The sequence below is a fragment of the Streptomyces sp. NRRL B-24572 genome, assembly GCF_002156145.1.
GTDB lineage: Bacteria > Actinomycetota > Actinomycetes > Streptomycetales > Streptomycetaceae > Streptomyces > Streptomyces vietnamensis.
The window spans coordinates 1-15807 of sequence record NZ_MWIG01000401.1 but is presented as its reverse complement, the minus strand read 5'-3'; the positions used below and the strand labels follow the sequence as shown (position 1 = coordinate 15807).

Here is a 15807-nt window from a genome sequence, read left to right as displayed (position 1 = left end):
CGGACACCCCCTGGCCCCGGGATGCGGGGCCGGCCGGAAGATGGGCGCGGGGACCGTCGCACCCCCGTCACCGGGGGGCGGGACGACGACGGTCCCCGCGAGGGACACGGGCCCGGGTCAGGGCCGGTCACCGCGTCCGCGACGTCTGTGGAGGCCCGGGAGCCGCTCCGGAAGTCCGTGACGTCGACGACCACCAATCTGCCGGACGCGTGTTAAGCGGGTGCTGCGGGTACGTGTCGCCCTCGTACCATTCGCACGAACTGCTTCGCGCCGCCTACTTCGTGCCGCCGTTGGCCAGGAAGGCCAGCAGGTCCTGACGGCTGACGACACCGGTCGGCTTGCCCTCGACGAGCACGATCGCCGCGTCGGAGGACTCGCCGAGGACGGCCATCAGGTCGGCGACCGGCTCGCCGGAGCCGACCTGCGGCAGCGGCGCGCTCATGTGCTGCTCCAGCGGGTCCTCCAGGGAGGCCTTCTTGGTGAAGAGGTGGTCGAGGAGCTCGCGCTCGACGACCGAGCCGACGACCTCGGCGGCCATGACGTCGGGGTGGCCGGCGCCGGGCTTCACGATGGGCATCTGGGAGACGCCGTACTCGCGCAGCACCTCGATGGCCTGGCCGACGGTCTCGTCCGGGTGCATGTGGACGAGGCTGGGAATGGCGCCTTCCTTGTGACGCAGGACGTCGGCGACGGTGGCGGTGGAGGTGTCCTCCAGGAAGCCGTGGCCGGCCATCCACTCGTCGCTGAAGATCTTCGACATGTAGCCGCGGCCCGAGTCCGGCAGCAGGACGACGACGACGTCGTCGGGGCCGAGGTCCTTGGCGACCTCCAGGGCCGCGACGACCGCCATGCCGCAGGAGCCGCCGACGAGGAGGCCCTCCTCCTTGGCGAGGCGGCGGGTCATCTGGAAGGAGTCCTTGTCGGACACGGCGACGATCCGGTCCGTGACGTTCCGGTCGTACGCGGTCGGCCAGAAGTCCTCGCCGACGCCCTCGACCAGGTACGGACGGCCGGAACCGCCCGAGTAGACCGAGCCCTCCGGGTCCGCGCCGATGACCTTCACCTTCCCGCCGCTGACCTCCTTGAGGTAGTTGCCGGTGCCGGAGATCGTGCCGCCGGTGCCGACGCCCGCGACGAAGTGGGTGATCTTCCCGTCCGTCTGCTCCCAGAGCTCGGGACCGGTCGTCTCGTAGTGCGAACGCGGGTTGTTCGGGTTCGAGTACTGGTCGGGCTTCCAGGCGCCCGGCGTCTCACGGACGAGCCGGTCCGAGACGTTGTAGTACGAGTCCGGGTGCTCGGGGTCGACGGCCGTGGGGCAGACCACGACCTCCGCGCCGTAGGCCCGCAGGACGTTGATCTTGTCGAGCGACACCTTGTCCGGGCAGACGAAGATGCACTTGTAGCCCTTCTGCTGGGCCACGATCGCCAGGCCGACGCCCGTGTTGCCGGACGTGGGCTCGACGATGGTTCCGCCGGGCTTGAGCTCGCCGCTCGCCTCGGCCGCCTCGATCATGCGCACGGCGATCCGGTCCTTGACCGAGCCGCCGGGGTTGAAGTACTCGACCTTGGCCAGAACGGTCGCCTGAATGCCCGCTGTGACGTTGTTGAGCTTCACCAGCGGGGTGTTGCCGACGAGGCTGATCATCGAGTCGTGGAATTGCACCGTAATCTCCGGGGTCTCCGTAATGGTGTGGCCAGCGTATGCGTAGTCGGAGCGGGTTACGGGGCAGTTAGACCCTGAACGGCTTGAAGGAGGTGACGGCCTCATGTCGAGGGCGAGGGTGGCGCGGCGGATCGCGGCGGGAGCGGCGTACGGCGGCGGGAGCATCGGGCTGATCGGGGTGGCGGCGGTGGGCCTCCTCCTGGCCGAGGCGCAGCTGGCCAAGCGCACGGTCTACGGCGCGCCGGCACCGCTGCCGCCGGTGGCGGACGGCCTCTACGGCCGGGCGTTCGGCACGGACGACCCACTGCGGCTGGCCCTTCTGGGTGATTCCACGGCGGCGGGCCAGGGGGTCCGCCGCTCGGGGCAGACCCCGGGCGCGCTGCTCGCCTCCGGGCTCGCGGCGGTGGCCGAGCGGCCGGTGGTCCTGCGGAACGTGGCGCTCTCGGGGGCGCGCTCGGACGACCTGGAGCGCCAGGTCTCGCTGCTGCTCTCGCAGCCCCTCGGCCCCCCGGACGTGTGCGTGATCATGATCGGGGCGAACGACGTGACGCACCGGCTGCCGCCGACGGAGTCCGTACGGCTCCTCGCCTCGGCCGTGCGGAGGCTGCGGACGGCGGGCGCGGAGGTGGTCGTCGGCACCTGCCCGGATCTCGGCACGATCGAGCCGGTCTACCAGCCGCTGCGCTGGCTGGCCCGGCGGGCCTCGCGGCAGCTGGCGGCGGCGCAGACGATCGTGGTGGTGGAGCAGGGCGGGCGGACGGTGTCGCTGGGGGACCTCCTCGGGCCCGAGTTCGCGGCGAACCCGCGCGAGATGTTCGGCATCGACAACTTCCACCCCTCGGCGGAGGGGTACGCGACGGCGGCGATGGCGGTCCTGCCGACGCTGTGCGCGGCGCTCGGCGTCTGGCCGGAGACGGACCGGCTGGAGCCGGCGCGGCGGGAGAACATGCTGCCGGTGGCGAAGGCGGCGGCGGAGGCGGCGCGGGAGGCCGGTACGGAGGTCACGGGGGCGCGTGCCCCGTGGGCCCTCCTGAAGCACCGGCGCCGACGCCGGCTCCCGGTCCCCACGGAGACCCCGTCCCCGTCCCCGGAGGACGCGACCCAGACGTGACGCCACTGCGGGCCCGCGGCTGAGCGCTCGCTTAGAAAAGAGGTCCGCGTCACACCGTTCCGGCGGTGACCCGTGCGGTACGTACGGGTAACTTCCTGTTCAGTCCGCCCACTCCGCACCCTCTGGAGCCGTGATGCCCGAAGCCGTGATCGTCTCGACCGCCCGCTCGCCCATCGGCCGGGCCTTCAAGGGCTCCCTCAAGGACCTGCGGCCGGACGACCTCACCGCGACCATCATCCAGGCCGCCCTCGCCAAGGTGCCCGAGCTGGACCCGCGCGACATCGACGACCTGATGCTCGGCTGCGGCCTCCCCGGCGGCGAGCAGGGCAACAACCTGGGCCGCATCGTCGCCGTGCAGATGGGCATGGACCACCTGCCGGGCTGCACGATCACCCGCTACTGCTCCTCCTCCCTGCAGACCTCCCGCATGGCGCTGCACGCGATCAAGGCGGGCGAGGGCGACGTCTTCATCTCGGCCGGTGTCGAGATGGTGTCCCGCTTCGTGAAGGGCAACTCGGACTCCCTGCCCGACACGCACAACCCGCTCTTCGCCGACGCCGAGGCCCGCACCAAGGCCGTCGCCGAGTCCGAGGGCTCCACCTGGCACGACCCGCGCGAGGACGGCCTCGTCCCCGACGCGTACATCGCCATGGGCCAGACCGCGGAGAACCTGGCCCGCTGGAAGGGCATCAGCCGCCAGGAGATGGACGAGTTCGGCGTACGGTCGCAGAACCTCGCCGAGGAAGCCATCAAGAAGGGCTTCTGGGAGCGCGAGATCACCCCCGTGACGCTGCCCGACGGCACCGTCGTGTCCACGGACGACGGCCCGCGCGCCGGCGTCACCCTGGAGGGCGTCCAGGGCCTCAAGCCGGTCTTCCGCCCCGACGGCCTGGTCACCGCCGGCAACTGCTGCCCGCTGAACGACGGCGCCGCCGCGCTCGTGATCATGTCCGACACCAAGGCCCGCGAGCTCGGTCTGACCCCGCTGGCCCGGATCGTCTCCACCGGCGTCTCCGGCCTCTCCCCCGAGATCATGGGCCTCGGCCCGGTCGAGGCCTCGAAGCAGGCCCTCAAGCGCGCCGGCCTGACCATCGGCGACATCGACCTCGCCGAGATCAACGAGGCCTTCGCCGCCCAGGTCATCCCGTCCTACCAGGACCTGGGCCTGGACCTGGACAAGGTGAACGTCAACGGTGGCGCCATCGCCGTCGGCCACCCCTTCGGCATGACCGGCGCCCGGATCACCGGCACGCTGATCAACAGCCTCCAGTTCCACGACAAGCAGTTCGGCCTGGAGACCATGTGCGTCGGCGGCGGCCAGGGCATGGCCATGGTCATCGAGCGCCTCAGCTGATGACCATGGCGCTGATGCCACCGCGCTGACGCGACCGCTCTGACGCCCTCGCGCCGAGAGCCCCCGCTCTCCACGCGCCGAGCGCGTCAACCGCTCCGCGTCCGAGCCGTGACCGAATCTCCCCCAGGATGTGACCTACGTCCCGGGGGAGTTCGTTTTCCCAGGTCAGAGCCGTTTCGGGACTAAACGCCTGGCAGAAATACCTGTCCAATTCGTGACGTAATGCACTGACAGCGAGCGCCACCCCAGGACAAGCTGATGTAGGAAGTCGGGGGATCGACTCGGAATCGGGAGTACGTCAGTGAGCGCCATGTCTCTTGCCCTGCTGCTGACCACGGCCGCTGCCACGGCCGTGGGCGCTGCTGCCCTGCACGCCGTCCACGGTCTCCGCAAGGAGGTCACCGCCCTCCGGGGCGAGCTGGCCGCCGGTCACGGCGGTACGGTCCCCGCGGCCCGCACCTCGCCCGCCGCGGAGATACGGGCCGCGGTCGCCGAGGCGCTGGCCGAGGAGCGGGAGCGCGAGCTCGCCGAGGCGCGCGCCTTCTGGGCCGCGCAGGAGGCCCGCGACGCGGCCGACGCCCCGTCCCTGCTCGGCGGTCTGGGCGGCCCGGTCGACGACGGCACCTTCTTCGTGCCGCGCCAGGCCGACTTCGTGGGCATGGAGGCGATGGCCCTGGAGGCCATGGAGGCGGAGGCCGCCGCGCTCGACGGCCCCGACCCGCTGGACTCCTTCGACTCCTTCGAGGAGTACCCCGAGGACTCGGCCGAGCTGGCCGCGGCCCGCCGCCGGCACCCCTCGCACCCGGACTTCGTGCCGGTGCAGACTCCGGTCGTCACCGACCACGAGCGGACGGTGGCCCGCCTGGAGGAGCTCGCGGACACCCGTACCGCGCTCACCGACGTGCGCCCCGGCCCGCTCGGCACGCTCGACGTGTACGTCTTCGCGGACGGCACCACGCTCTGCATGACCCCCGGCCACCGCGAGACCGCGGAGCGCCTCGCGGAGGCCCTGCGCTCGGGCCGCACCCCGGTCCTGCTCGGCGGCTCGGGCGTCTCCGGCGCCTTCGCCCTGACCTTCTCGTACGGCGACTCGGACGAGGAGAACGTCTACATCCTCGCGGACCGCGTCATCGCCTCCCTGTAAGGACCCGTAAGGACCCGTAAGGACCACAGGGGCCCCTACAGCCCAGAGCGCTCCGCCGCCTCCCGTACCAGCCTCACGGCCTCGTCCAGCTCCCCCGCGCGGGAGTCGGCCGGGGCCGTTCGCAGGATCTCGGCCAGATCGTTCCCGGCGACGGCGACTTGGTCGCCCACCGCGAACAGGCCCGCGTCCGGCATGATCCGCGGCTCCCGGTCCGGGTCCTCGGCGCGCTGGGCGCGCACCGACAACTCCCTGGCCAGGGCCAGCCCTTCGGCCGCCGCGGCCTGCTTGAGGCGGCTCTGCGGGGCCGCCCGCAGCCGGTCGGCGAACCGCTCGACGGCGGTGGTCAGTTCAGTCGTATCGTGCACGCCGCGACCCTACGCGCCCTCCCGGGCCCCTTGCCAACGGCCGAAGGCTTCGGCACGGTGACGGGAAGGAGTCCGAGAAGCACACGGCACGAAGCGTCCGGAGGCGCCGATGTCCCACACTTTCTCCGAAGAGACCCATCGCAACCTGCTGGCCCGGATCCCGCGCCGCACCGGCCGTGAGATCGCCGACTGGATGCGCACCGTCGAGGAGGGCCCCTCCCTCCTCCGCTTCGAGGAGCGGGTCAGCTGGCTCCGCGGGGCGCACGACCTGGCGTACGGTCACGCGAAGGCGATCATCCACGAGTACGACCTGCGGCGGGCGGCGCGCAGGCTGCTCTGAGACCGCCCCGCCTGAGACCCGCCCGCCTCCCCGGCAAGCGGAAGGGCCCGCCCGGCACGAAGCCGGGCGGGCCCTTCCGTCACTCGGTACGCGTCAGTCGTCGCCCTGCAGGATCGACAGCAGACGCAGCATCTCCAGGTAGATCCACACCAGGGTCATGGTGAGACCGAAGGCGGCCAGCCAGGCCTCCTCGCGCGGAGCACCGTAGGTGATGCCGTCCTCGACCTGCTTGAAGTCGAGGGCGAGGAAGCAGGCGCCCAGGATGATGCCGACGATGCCGAAGACGATGCCGAGGCCACCGCTGCGGAAGCCGAGGCCGTCACCGCCGGCGAAGACGGCGAACAGCAGGTTGGTCACCATGAGCAGCATGAAGCCGATCGCGGCGGCGATCACGAAGCCGTAGAAGCGGCGGGTGACGCGGATCCAGCCCATCTTGTAGGCGATGAGCACACCGGCGAAGACCGCCATCGTGCCCAGGACCGCCTGGATGACCACGCCGTCGGCGATGTACGTCGAGACGACGGCGGAGAGCACGCCGAGGAAGACGCCCTCGAAGGCGGCGTAGCCCAGGATCAGCGCGGGCGTCGGCTTGCGCTTGAAGGACTGCACCAGCGACAGGACCAGGGCGACCAGACCGGCGCCGACGGCGATGCCGTACGACTTGTTGAGGTTCGCGGGGTCGACCGGCAGCAGCAGCCAGGACAGGACGGCGGTGAGCACGACCGTGCCGAGCGTCATGGCCGTACGGCTCACGACGTCGTCGATCGTCATCACGTTGCCGCGGGCCTGCTGCGGGGCGCCGAGCCGGGTGTCCTGCGGGGCGTACGGGTTGGTCGCGTACGGGTTCGTCGCGTCCTGGGCGTACGGGTTGCCCGTGGCGTACGGGTTGGTTCCGACGGCGGGGCCCCCGGCCTGCGGCTGCTGCGCGTTGAAGCCCGCGTAGCCGGCGTCGCGGCTGAACCCCCGTCGCGAGAAGACCGGGTTGCTGCTCCTCATCTCACTCCTCCATGGCGGACCGCACGGCGCGACCCTGCGTCAAGAGTAATGCGTAGGCAAAAGAAACTCCCTAGTGCTCGAGGAGGATCTTTTCCCGTAAGTTTTCGATCTTCGTCGGCGGTCGGGGTCCCCGCACCACCAGGCTCGCCCCGTACGGAACCACCCCCTCCACAGGAGTGCCGCATGGCTGCCGAACCGAACGAGACCTGGACCCTGCGCAACGCGACCGCGTGGGTCTTCACCGCGGACGAGAACCTCACCCGGCCCGTGCTCCTGGTCGGCGACGCCGGCACCGGGCTCGCCGACCTCGCCGCGGGCGCGGACCACGGCTCGTACTCGCTCCTCTCGGAACTCAAGGCGCGCGGCCGCGACCTGGTCCTGCTCGGCCTGCCCGCCGACGGCTCCATGACGGGTGACGGCGGGAGCGTGCAGAACGCCGTCGTGCGCGCGCTCGCGGAGCAGTACGGCGACACCCGGCTGACCGTCGGCGGAACCGGGCAGGGCGCCCTCGCCGCCCGCTACGCCCTCGCGGGCATGGAGTACCAGCGGATCGACCACCGGACGGGGCTCTTCTTCTCCCACAACGGCGCCTCCCCCGAGTTGGAGGACGAGGCCGAGCTGAGCCGGATGGGTGACAGGCCGCGGATCCCGCTGTTCCTGCGCCTGGCCGACAGCGGCGTGGACGACGGACTCGACGAGGAGATCGCCGACGAGACGATCACCGCCGAGGCGGGCCCCGCCGGCCCGCTCCTCTCCAAGGAGTACGGCTCCTGGCTGCTGGAGCGGCTGCCGGACTAGCGAAACCATGGTGCCCGGAACCGGACTCGAACCGGTACGGCCCGAAGGCCAGCGAGGTTTAAGCTCGCCGTGTCTGCATTCCACCATCCGGGCGTCGCCGCGAAGCTCCGCGTTGGCACATGAGCCTATCTGGACGCCTTCCCCCGATCAGCGGAACATCGGTCCGATGTTGTCTTATTTTATTGACGTCTGAGGGTGCGTCAGTGCAGGTCGGGGCGGTTTCGCCAAACTGTGACGGGGGTCGCAGGCGCAAAGCGGCACCCCCTGGAATGACGAAAAGTCGCCGCACTTCTGTCACGTCGGCGGGGCGGCGCCTCTCAGGGGCGCCGTCATACCTCAGGAGGACCCGACGGCCTCCCGGTCAGACTCGAGTCGGCCCCCGGAACGGGCACGTGGGCGGACGACCGGGGCCATAACGCTCGACACGATGGAGGGGTTCCCGAATCACCGTCGCAGTGACAGGAGTCCTCCCGTGACCACCACCCCCACCGTGTCCCGCGCCACCGCGGTGGCCGCCCGCGCCACGGACCTCTCGAAGGTCTACGGACAGGGCGAGACCCAGGTGGTCGCCCTCGACCATGTCACCGTGGACTTCCGCCAGGGCGAGTTCACCGCGATCATGGGCCCCTCCGGCTCCGGCAAGTCGACGCTCATGCACTGCGTCGCCGGCCTGGACTCCTTCTCCTCCGGCTCGGTCCGGATCGGCGAGACGGAGCTCTCCACCCTGAAGGACAAGCAGCTCACCCAGCTGCGCCGGGACAAGATCGGCTTCATCTTCCAGGCCTTCAACCTGCTGCCGACGCTGACGGCCCTGGAGAACATCACGCTCCCGATGGACATCGCGGGCCGCAAGGCCGACAAGCAGTGGGTCCAGCAGGTCATCGACATGCTCGGCCTCTCCGGCCGGCTCAGCCACCGCCCCTCCGAGCTCTCCGGCGGCCAGCAGCAGCGCGTGGCCGTGGCCCGCGCCCTCGCCTCGCGGCCCGAGATCATCTTCGGCGACGAGCCCACCGGAAACCTGGACTCCCGCTCGGGCGCCGAGGTCCTCGGCTTCCTGCGCAACTCGGTACGGGAGCTGGGCCAGACCGTCGTCATGGTCACCCACGACGCGGTGGCCGCCTCCTACGCGGACCGCGTGATCTTCCTCGCGGACGGCCGGATCGTCGACGAGATGCTCCGCCCGACGGCGGACGGCGTCCTCGACCGCATGAAGGCCTTCGACGCCAAGGGCCGTACGAGCTGACGCGCAGTCGCCCTCGCCCTCCGCCTCCTCGAACTCCAGGACCCACCCAATGTTCCGTACCGCCCTGCGCAACGTCCTCGCGCACAAGGCGCGGCTGCTGATGACCGTCCTCGCCGTGATGCTCGGCGTGGCCTTCGTCTCCGGCACCCTCGTCTTCACCGACACCCTCTCCAACGCCTTCCGCAGCCAGTCGGCCAAGAGCTACGACGACGTGGCCGTCGCGGTCAGCCTCCGGCCGAACCCGGAGGAGGCCCTCAAGAACCCCGGCCTCTCCCAGCGGACCGTCGACGAGGTCGCGAAGCTCGACGGCGTCACCGCCGTCGCGCCGCGCGTCGACGGGTTCGCCGGCGTGCCGGACAAGAACGGCAAGCTGATCGGCGTCGGCTGGTCCAACAAGGGCACCAACTTCGCCCCCGGCAAGGACGGCAAGGACCCGGCCCTCGCCTTCACCGTCGGAAACGGCCCGGCTTCGGCCGACCAGGTCGCCCTCGACAAGGACACCGCCGACAAGGGCGGCTACAAGGTCGGCGACCGGGTCCGGGTCGCCACCAACGGCCCGGTGAAGGAGTTCACCCTCTCCGGCGTCTTCACCACCGAGGACGGTGCCGTCAACGCGGGCGGCAGCCTCGTCGTCTTCGACGCCCCGGTCGCCCAGAAGCTCTACCTGAAGCCCGGCTACTACTCGGACATGAACGTCTCGGCGGCCCCCGGCGCCGACGCCGAGAAGCTCCGCGACGAGGTCCTGAAGGTCGTCCCGAAGGCCGCCACCGCGCAGACCGGCCAGGCCCTCGCCGACCAGCAGGCCGAGGACATCGAGGCGGGCCTCGGCGCCCTCAACCAGGTCCTCCTCGGCTTCGCCGGCATCGCGCTCTTCGTCGGCATCTTCCTGATCTCCAACACCTTCACCATGCTGGTCGCCCAGCGCACCAAGGAACTGGCCCTGATGCGCGCGGTCGGCGCCTCGCGCAAGCAGATCACCCGCTCCGTCCTGACCGAGGCCGGCATCGTCGGCCTGCTCGCCTCCGCCGTCGGCTACGTCCTCGGCATCGGCCTCGCCGTGGCCCTGCGCTCCGGCATGGCCGCCTTCGACATGAAGGTCCCGGACGGCGACCTCGTCCTCGGCGCCGCCCCCGCCGTGGCCGCCTTCGGCGTCGGTGTCGTCATCACCATGCTGGCCGCCTGGCTGCCCGGCCGCCGTGCCGCGAAGATCCCGCCGGTCGCCGCGATGAACAGCGTCCACGCGACGCCCACCACCAAGTCCCTGGTCGTGCGGAACTCGATCGGCGCCGCGATCACCGCGATCGGTGCCGTCCTCATCGTGCTCGGCGCGAACACCGGGGGCGACGAGGGCCGCATGACCATCGCGGGCGGCGCCTTCGCCACCCTCATCGGCGTCATCATCCTCATCCCGTTCCTCGTCCGGCCCGTGATCGCCCTGATCCGTCCCCTCCTGACGGTCTTCGGGATCTCCGGCAAGCTCGCCGGCCTCAACGCGGTCCGCAACCCGCGCCGCACCGGCGCCACCGGCTCCGCGCTCGCCATCGGCCTCACCCTGGTCACCGGCCTCTCGGTCATCGGCGTCAGCGCCGGCCAGGCCCTGGACAAGATGACCGTCGACCAGATCAAGGCCGACTACATGGTCACCATGGCCAGCGGCGGCGGCCTGTCGCACGAGGCCCTGACGGCCCTGGAGAAGGCCCCGGGCGTCACCGCCGTCTCCCCGCAGCAGGCGGGCGCCTTCGACCTCAAGGGCAAGTACGTCTCCGCCTCCGGCGTCACCCCCGGCGCCATCGAGAAGGTCCTCAAGGTCGAGGTCGTGAACGGTTCGCTGGCGTCCCTCGGCGAGGGGAAGATCGCCGTCGCGGACAAGACCGCCACGAGCCGCGGCCTGAAGGTCGGCTCCAGCGTCCCGGTCGAGTACCTGGACAAGAAGAAGGACACGCTGACCGTCGGCGCGATCTACGAGGACAGCGAGTTCCTCTCCCCCGTCCTGGTGGACGCGAAGATCCTCGACGCGCACGACCCGCAGCCGTACATCCCGCAGATCTTCGTCTCCACCGACGGCGGCCCGAGCGACGCGAACGAACGGGCGCTGGCCAAGGCCATGGGTGACAACCCGGCCATCACCGTCCTCGACCAGAAGGACATCCGAGACACCTTCGGCGGGCAGATCAACCTGCTCCTGAACATCATGTACGGCCTGCTCGCCATGGCTCTGCTCATCGCCGTCCTCGGTGTCGTCAACACCCTCGCGATGTCCGTCTTCGAGCGGCAGCAGGAGATCGGAATGATCCGGGCGATCGGTCTCGACCGGCGCCGGGTGAAGCGGATGGTCCGTCTGGAGGCCGTGGTCATCTCGGTGTTCGGCGCGATCGTCGGCATCGGTCTCGGCACCTTCCTCGCCTGGGCCCTCGGCAAGACCTTCGAGAGCAGCCTGCCCGGCTACGGTCTGGTCGTGCCCTGGGACCGCGTCGGACTCTTCGTGGTCCTGGCCGCCCTGGTCGGCGTCCTCGCCTCCCTGTGGCCGGCCCGCAGCGCGGCGAAGCTGAACATGCTGTCCGCGATCAAGGCCGAGTAGCCGCCGGTACGCGCGCGAAGGGCCGGGTTTCCGTGGGAACCCGGCCCTTCGCCATGCTCAGCGCTCCTGCCAGACCCGCGGCCGCAGCGCCGTCCCGCTCTTCCCCGACACCGGCGTCTTCACCGCGAGGAACTGGTTCACGCCGATCCGGTTGCGTTCGAAGGAGACCGCCGAGGCCGCCATGTAGAGCCGCCAGATCCGGGCCCGGCCGGGCGAGATGAGCCGGACCGCCCGGTCCCAGTCGGCCTCCAGATTGGCCACCCAGCGGCGCAGCGTGAGCGCGTAGTGCTCGCGGATCGCCTCCACGTCCCGGACCTCGAAGCCGGCGTCCTCCAGGGTCGTCAGGGTGCGGCCCATGGGGGCGAGTTCGCCGTCGGGGAAGACGTACGCGTCGATGAAGGCGTCGATCTCGTAGGCGTCCTCGTCGGGCTCGGGGCGCCGGGAGATCTGGTGGTTCAGGAGCCGCCCGCCGGGCTTGAGGAGGGCGTACAGGTCGTCGGCGTACTCCCGGTACCTCGCGGAGCCGACGTGCTCGGCCATGCCGATCGAGGAGATCGCGTCGTACGGGCCGTCGGCGACGTCGCGGTAGTCCTGGACCCTGATCTCGACGAGGTCGGTGAGGCCCTCGTCGGCGATCCGCTTGCGCGCGAAGGCGGCCTGCTCGCGGGAGAGGGTGACGCCGACGACCTTCGCCCCGTACTCGCGGGCCGCGTGGATGGCCATGGAGCCCCAGCCGCAGCCGACGTCGAGGAGCCGGTCGCCCTCCTTGAGGTTCAGCTTGCGGGCGATGAGGTCCAGCTTGTCGCGCTGGGCGTCCTCGAGCGTCCCGTCCTCGGTCCAGTACGCGCACGAGTAGACCATCGAAGGACCGAGGACCAGTTCGTAGAAGTCGTTGCCCACGTCGTAGTGGTGACTGATCGCCTGCTTGTCGCGGCGCCTGCTGTGCCGGCTGCCGTGGCGGCCGCGCACCTCCTCGGCCGGGGGCTTCGGCGGCGGCAGGGGCCCGGCGAGCCGCAGCAGGGCGCGGGCTGCGGCGCGGAGCCTCGGATCGCGTACGGAGTCGAGCAGGCTCCTGGTCTCCCCGCCGCGCTCCCACAGGAGGCCCGAGAGGCGGTCCAGGAGCTCGTAGAGGTCTCCCTCGACGTCGATCTCACCGGCCACCCAGGCGCGTGCCAGGCCCAGTTCGCCGGGCTTCCAGATCATTCTGCGCAGGGCCCGGCGGTCGCGGACGATCAGGACGGGGCCGCCCTCGGGCCCGGACTCGCTGCCGTCCCAGGCTCGCAGACGGACCGGGAGCGGTCCTCCGAGGAGTTCCTCGGCGAGTGTCGTCAGCCGCGACGCGGCGTCGGCCATGGTGCACACCTCCGTGATCTCGTGCCCCAGAAATGCTCGTCACCAAGGGAACACCCTCCGTAGGCGTTTACAGTCCCGCCGCCGCGCAAGAAGTCGGCAAAACACGCGAAGGGCCGTCCGCACCACGGATGGCGGACGGCCCTTTTACGGCCTTGCGTGTACTGCTCTTGTACTGCTGGTACTGCGGGTGTTGCCGGTACTACAGGGGTGCCACGGGTCAGGCCTTGGCCTTCTCCTGCGCCGGGGCGGCCGGCGCCGGGGCGGGCTTGGCCGCCTCGTAGAACTCCTCGCGCGGCGTCTCCATGGCACCGAGCGACACGACCTCGCGCTTGAGGAACATGCCGAGGGTCCAGTCGGCGAAGACGCGGATCTTGCGGTTGAAGGTCGGCATCGCCATGCCGTGGTAGCCACGGTGCATGTACCAGGCGAGACGGCCCTTGAGCTTGATCTTCATCTTGCCCATGACGATCATGGCGACGCCCTTGTGCAGACCGAGGCCGGCCACGGCGCCCTTGTTGGCGTGGCTGTACTCCTTCTGCGGGAAGCCGCGCATGCCGGCCACCACGTTGTCGCCGAGGACCTTGGCCTGGCGCAGGGCGTGCTGGGCGTTCGGCGGGCACCAGGCGCGCTCGCGCGGGACGCCGGCCTTGATCGCGGCCATGTCCGGGACCTGGGCGTTGTCGCCCGCGGCCCAGACGTAGTCGAGGCCGTTGACCTGGAGCTTCTCGTTGCAGTCCACGTGGCCGCGGGGGCCGAGCGGCAGACCGAAGCGGGAGAGAGCCGGGTTCGGCTTCACACCGGCGGTCCAGACGATCGTGCTGGAGTCGACCTCGAGGCCGTTCTTCAGGACGACGTGGCCGTCGACGCAGGAGTCCATGGAGGTCTCGAGGTAGATCTCGATGCCGCGGGACTCCAGGTGCTCCTTGCCGTACTGGCCGAGCTTCGGGCCGACCTCGGGAAGGATCTTGTCGGCCGCGTCGACCAGGATGAAGCGCATGTCCTCGCGCGACACGTTCTGGTAGTACTTCGCGGCGTCGCGGGCCATGTCCTCGACCTCGCCGATCGTCTCGGCGCCGGCGAAGCCACCGCCGACGAAGACGAAGGTCAGCGCCTTGCGGCGGACCTCCTCGTCGGTGGTCGAGTCGGCCTTGTCGAGCTGCTCGAGGACGTGGTTGCGCAGGCCGATGGCCTCCTCGATGCCCTTCATGCCGATGCCCTGCTCGGCGAGGCCGGGGATCGGGAAGGTGCGCGAGACCGCGCCCATCGAGATGACCAGGTAGTCGAACGGCAGCTCGTACGCCTCGCCGACGAGCGGCGCGATCGTGGCGACCTTGCGGTCCTGGTCGATGGTGGTGACCCGGCCGGTGAGCACCTCCGCTCCGCGGACGACGCGTCGCAGCGGGACGACGACGTGACGCGGCGAGATGCTGCCGGCGGCGGCTTCGGGGAGGAAGGGCTGGTAGGTCATGTACGACCGCGGGTCGACGACCGTGACGGTCGCCTCCGCGTAGCGCATCTTCTTGAGGATGCGCCGAGCTGCGTACAGGCCTACGTACCCGCCGCCTACTACGAGGATCCTGGGACGCTCCGTGGTGCTCATGGGATCGAGTATCCACCCCTCCTGAGGGGGGTGCTCGTGCGCCCCTTCACAAGCTTCGGGGGCACCTCTGCTACACTCCGCCGCCCACGTGATCCATGTCATGGTGCTGCAAAGGAACCGGGATGCAAGGGCGAACGTTGTTCACCCCTTGTGAACTGGCCTGGAGAGCCCCCGTTAACGCTGAACCGGACTCCTCCTTCACACGATGGAAACATCGAGCGAATCGGCCTCCGGACCTGCGAAAGGGCCCCGAGACGCCCCTCGGAGGGCCTAATGACCTTCCTCGGGCGCCATCAGGGCCCTTTTCCTTGTGAAGAACTTCACGAACCTTTTCCGACGGGGTGTCGCAGGAGGGCTCGATAGGCGCCCGCTATGCCACGGATAGGGCGATCCCATCGAGAATGTCGTGCTCGCTGACGACGACCTCGGAGGCTCCGACGCGCTCCACGATCTCCCGCAGGACAAGGGCTCCGGCGATGATCACGTCGACCCGGCCGGGGTGGATGACGGGGATCGCGGCCCGCTCGTCGTGGGTGGAGGCGAGGAGCCGGTCCGTGACCTCGGCGACCTGGGCGGCCGTGATCCGGGAGTGGTGGACCTTCTCGGAGTCGTACTCCGGGAGCCCGAGGGCGATCGCGGCGACCGTGGTGACCGAGCCGGCGAGCCCGACGAGGGTGTCGGCCGTGTCGATCGGGACGGTCTCGGCGGCCAGGTCGAGCGCGGTGCGGACGTCGGCGCGGATCGCGGCGACCTCCTCGGCGGTCGGCGGGTCGTGGCGGACGTGCCGCTCGGTGAGCCGGACGCAGCCGATGTCGACGGAGCGGGCGGCCTCGACGTGCCGGTTGCCGACCACGAACTCGGTGGAGCCGCCGCCGATGTCCAGGACCAGGCGCCGCTCGTCCCCGTGCAGCGAGCCGGTGGCGCCGGTGAAGGAGAACTCGGCCTCCTGGTCGCCGGTGATCACCTCGGGCTCGACGCCCAGGATCTCCACGACCCCGTCCACGAAGTCCTGGCGGTTCTCGGCGTCGCGGGAGGCGGAGGTGGCGACGAAGCGGATCCGCTCGGCGCCGAGGTCCTTGATGACCGCGGCGTACTCGCGGCAGGCCGCGAAGGTCCGCTCCAGGGCCTCGGGGGCCAGCCGCCCGGTCTTGTCGACGCCCTGGCCGAGCCGGACGATCGTCATCCGCCGGTCCAGCTCGATCAGCTCGCCCGTCGAGCCCGCGCCGGAGGCGCCGTCGGGCACAGCGACGTCGGCGACGAGG

Annotated in this window: 13 protein-coding genes and 1 tRNA gene; 7 read left to right on the top strand and 7 right to left on the bottom strand. The window is 70.6% G+C overall.

All coding sequences use genetic code 11. The annotated features are described in order from the left end of the window. Window positions 1-274 precede the first annotated feature (274 nt). On the bottom strand, window positions 275-1663 hold the full coding sequence (locus CCN56_RS23385; protein ID WP_086829701.1) for a cystathionine beta-synthase: 1389 nt from the start codon (window positions 1661-1663) through the stop codon (window positions 275-277). Window positions 1664-1781: 118 nt separating this feature from the next. On the opposite strand from CCN56_RS23385, the gene CCN56_RS23380 reads away from it, so the two are divergent. The 3 genes from CCN56_RS23380 to CCN56_RS23370 all read left to right on the top strand — a co-directional run bounded on the left by CCN56_RS23380 (window position 1782) and on the right by CCN56_RS23370 (window position 5272). Then, entirely contained in the window at window positions 1782-2774 is a 993-nt protein-coding gene (locus CCN56_RS23380; protein WP_086829699.1) for an SGNH/GDSL hydrolase family protein, read from the top strand. Window positions 2775-2907: 133 nt separating this feature from the next. Further along, window positions 2908-4128, top strand: a complete 1221-nt coding sequence (locus tag CCN56_RS23375) for an acetyl-CoA C-acetyltransferase (protein WP_086829696.1) — start codon at window positions 2908-2910, stop codon at window positions 4126-4128. A gap of 301 nt (window positions 4129-4429) precedes the next feature. Continuing rightward, the gene (locus CCN56_RS23370) at window positions 4430-5272 is read left to right on the top strand and encodes a hypothetical protein (protein WP_041129563.1); all 843 of its coding nucleotides are present in this window, start codon (window positions 4430-4432) and stop codon (window positions 5270-5272) included. 35 nt (window positions 5273-5307) lie between these two features. Here CCN56_RS23370 and CCN56_RS23365 read toward each other — a convergent pair whose 3' ends face one another. Then, the gene (locus CCN56_RS23365; RefSeq protein ID WP_086829694.1) at window positions 5308-5637 is read right to left on the bottom strand and encodes a hypothetical protein; all 330 of its coding nucleotides are present in this window, start codon (window positions 5635-5637) and stop codon (window positions 5308-5310) included. Between the two features lie 109 nt (window positions 5638-5746). On the opposite strand from CCN56_RS23365, the gene CCN56_RS23360 reads away from it, so the two are divergent. Beyond that, the gene (locus tag CCN56_RS23360) at window positions 5747-5977 is read left to right on the top strand and encodes a DUF4287 domain-containing protein (protein ID WP_041129565.1); all 231 of its coding nucleotides are present in this window, start codon (window positions 5747-5749) and stop codon (window positions 5975-5977) included. A 93-nt stretch (window positions 5978-6070) separates the two neighbouring features. On the opposite strand, the gene CCN56_RS23355 is transcribed toward CCN56_RS23360, so the two are convergent. Continuing rightward, window positions 6071-6973 carry a Bax inhibitor-1/YccA family protein gene (locus CCN56_RS23355; RefSeq protein ID WP_086829692.1) on the bottom strand — a complete coding sequence of 301 codons (903 nt, stop codon included), beginning with the start codon at window positions 6971-6973 and terminating at the stop codon, window positions 6071-6073. A 183-nt stretch (window positions 6974-7156) separates the two neighbouring features. Here CCN56_RS23355 and CCN56_RS23350 point away from each other — a divergent pair, with 183 nt between their 5' ends. Next, the gene (locus CCN56_RS23350; protein WP_086829690.1) at window positions 7157-7771 is read left to right on the top strand and encodes a hypothetical protein; all 615 of its coding nucleotides are present in this window, start codon (window positions 7157-7159) and stop codon (window positions 7769-7771) included. An 8-nt stretch (window positions 7772-7779) separates the two neighbouring features. Here the strand turns inward: CCN56_RS23350 and CCN56_RS23345 are convergent. Continuing rightward, window positions 7780-7864: transfer RNA gene (locus CCN56_RS23345), tRNA-Leu, on the bottom strand. 379 nt (window positions 7865-8243) lie between these two features. On the opposite strand from CCN56_RS23345, the gene CCN56_RS23340 reads away from it, so the two are divergent. Together CCN56_RS23340 and CCN56_RS23335 are read left to right on the top strand one after the other, a co-directional pair. After that, complete coding sequence (locus CCN56_RS23340) at window positions 8244-9014, top strand: ABC transporter ATP-binding protein (protein WP_041129567.1); 771 nt, start codon at window positions 8244-8246, stop codon at window positions 9012-9014. A 49-nt stretch (window positions 9015-9063) separates the two neighbouring features. Beyond that, entirely contained in the window at window positions 9064-11592 is a 2529-nt protein-coding gene (locus tag CCN56_RS23335) for an ABC transporter permease (protein WP_086829688.1), read from the top strand. A 57-nt stretch (window positions 11593-11649) separates the two neighbouring features. Here the strand turns inward: CCN56_RS23335 and CCN56_RS23330 are convergent, their stop codons facing one another. The 3 genes from CCN56_RS23330 to CCN56_RS23320 form a co-directional block, all read right to left on the bottom strand. Next, window positions 11650-12945: a cyclopropane-fatty-acyl-phospholipid synthase family protein gene (locus CCN56_RS23330; protein WP_086829686.1), complete on the bottom strand. Its 1296-nt coding sequence runs from the start codon at window positions 12943-12945 to the stop codon at window positions 11650-11652. 217 nt (window positions 12946-13162) lie between these two features. Continuing rightward, entirely contained in the window at window positions 13163-14545 is a 1383-nt protein-coding gene (locus tag CCN56_RS23325; RefSeq protein WP_086829684.1) for an NAD(P)/FAD-dependent oxidoreductase, read from the bottom strand. 370 nt (window positions 14546-14915) lie between these two features. Next, on the bottom strand, window positions 14916-15788 hold the full coding sequence (locus CCN56_RS23320) for a Ppx/GppA phosphatase family protein (RefSeq protein ID WP_256962104.1): 873 nt from the start codon (window positions 15786-15788) through the stop codon (window positions 14916-14918). Between the last annotated feature and the right edge of the window lie 19 nt (window positions 15789-15807).

Coding starts and splice junctions, on each gene's coding strand:
- CCN56_RS23375 (WP_086829696.1), top strand. CDS start 2,908: ATGCCCGAAGCCGTGATCGTCTCGACCGCCCGCTCGCCCATCGGCCGG.
- CCN56_RS23360 (WP_041129565.1), top strand. CDS start 5,747: ATGTCCCACACTTTCTCCGAAGAGACCCATCGCAACCTGCTGGCCCGG.
- CCN56_RS23355 (WP_086829692.1), bottom strand. CDS start 6,973: ATGAGGAGCAGCAACCCGGTCTTCTCGCGACGGGGGTTCAGCCGCGAC.
- CCN56_RS23350 (WP_086829690.1), top strand. CDS start 7,157: ATGGCTGCCGAACCGAACGAGACCTGGACCCTGCGCAACGCGACCGCG.
- CCN56_RS23335 (WP_086829688.1), top strand. CDS start 9,064: ATGTTCCGTACCGCCCTGCGCAACGTCCTCGCGCACAAGGCGCGGCTG.
- CCN56_RS23330 (WP_086829686.1), bottom strand. CDS start 12,945: ATGGCCGACGCCGCGTCGCGGCTGACGACACTCGCCGAGGAACTCCTC.
- CCN56_RS23325 (WP_086829684.1), bottom strand. CDS start 14,545: ATGAGCACCACGGAGCGTCCCAGGATCCTCGTAGTAGGCGGCGGGTAC.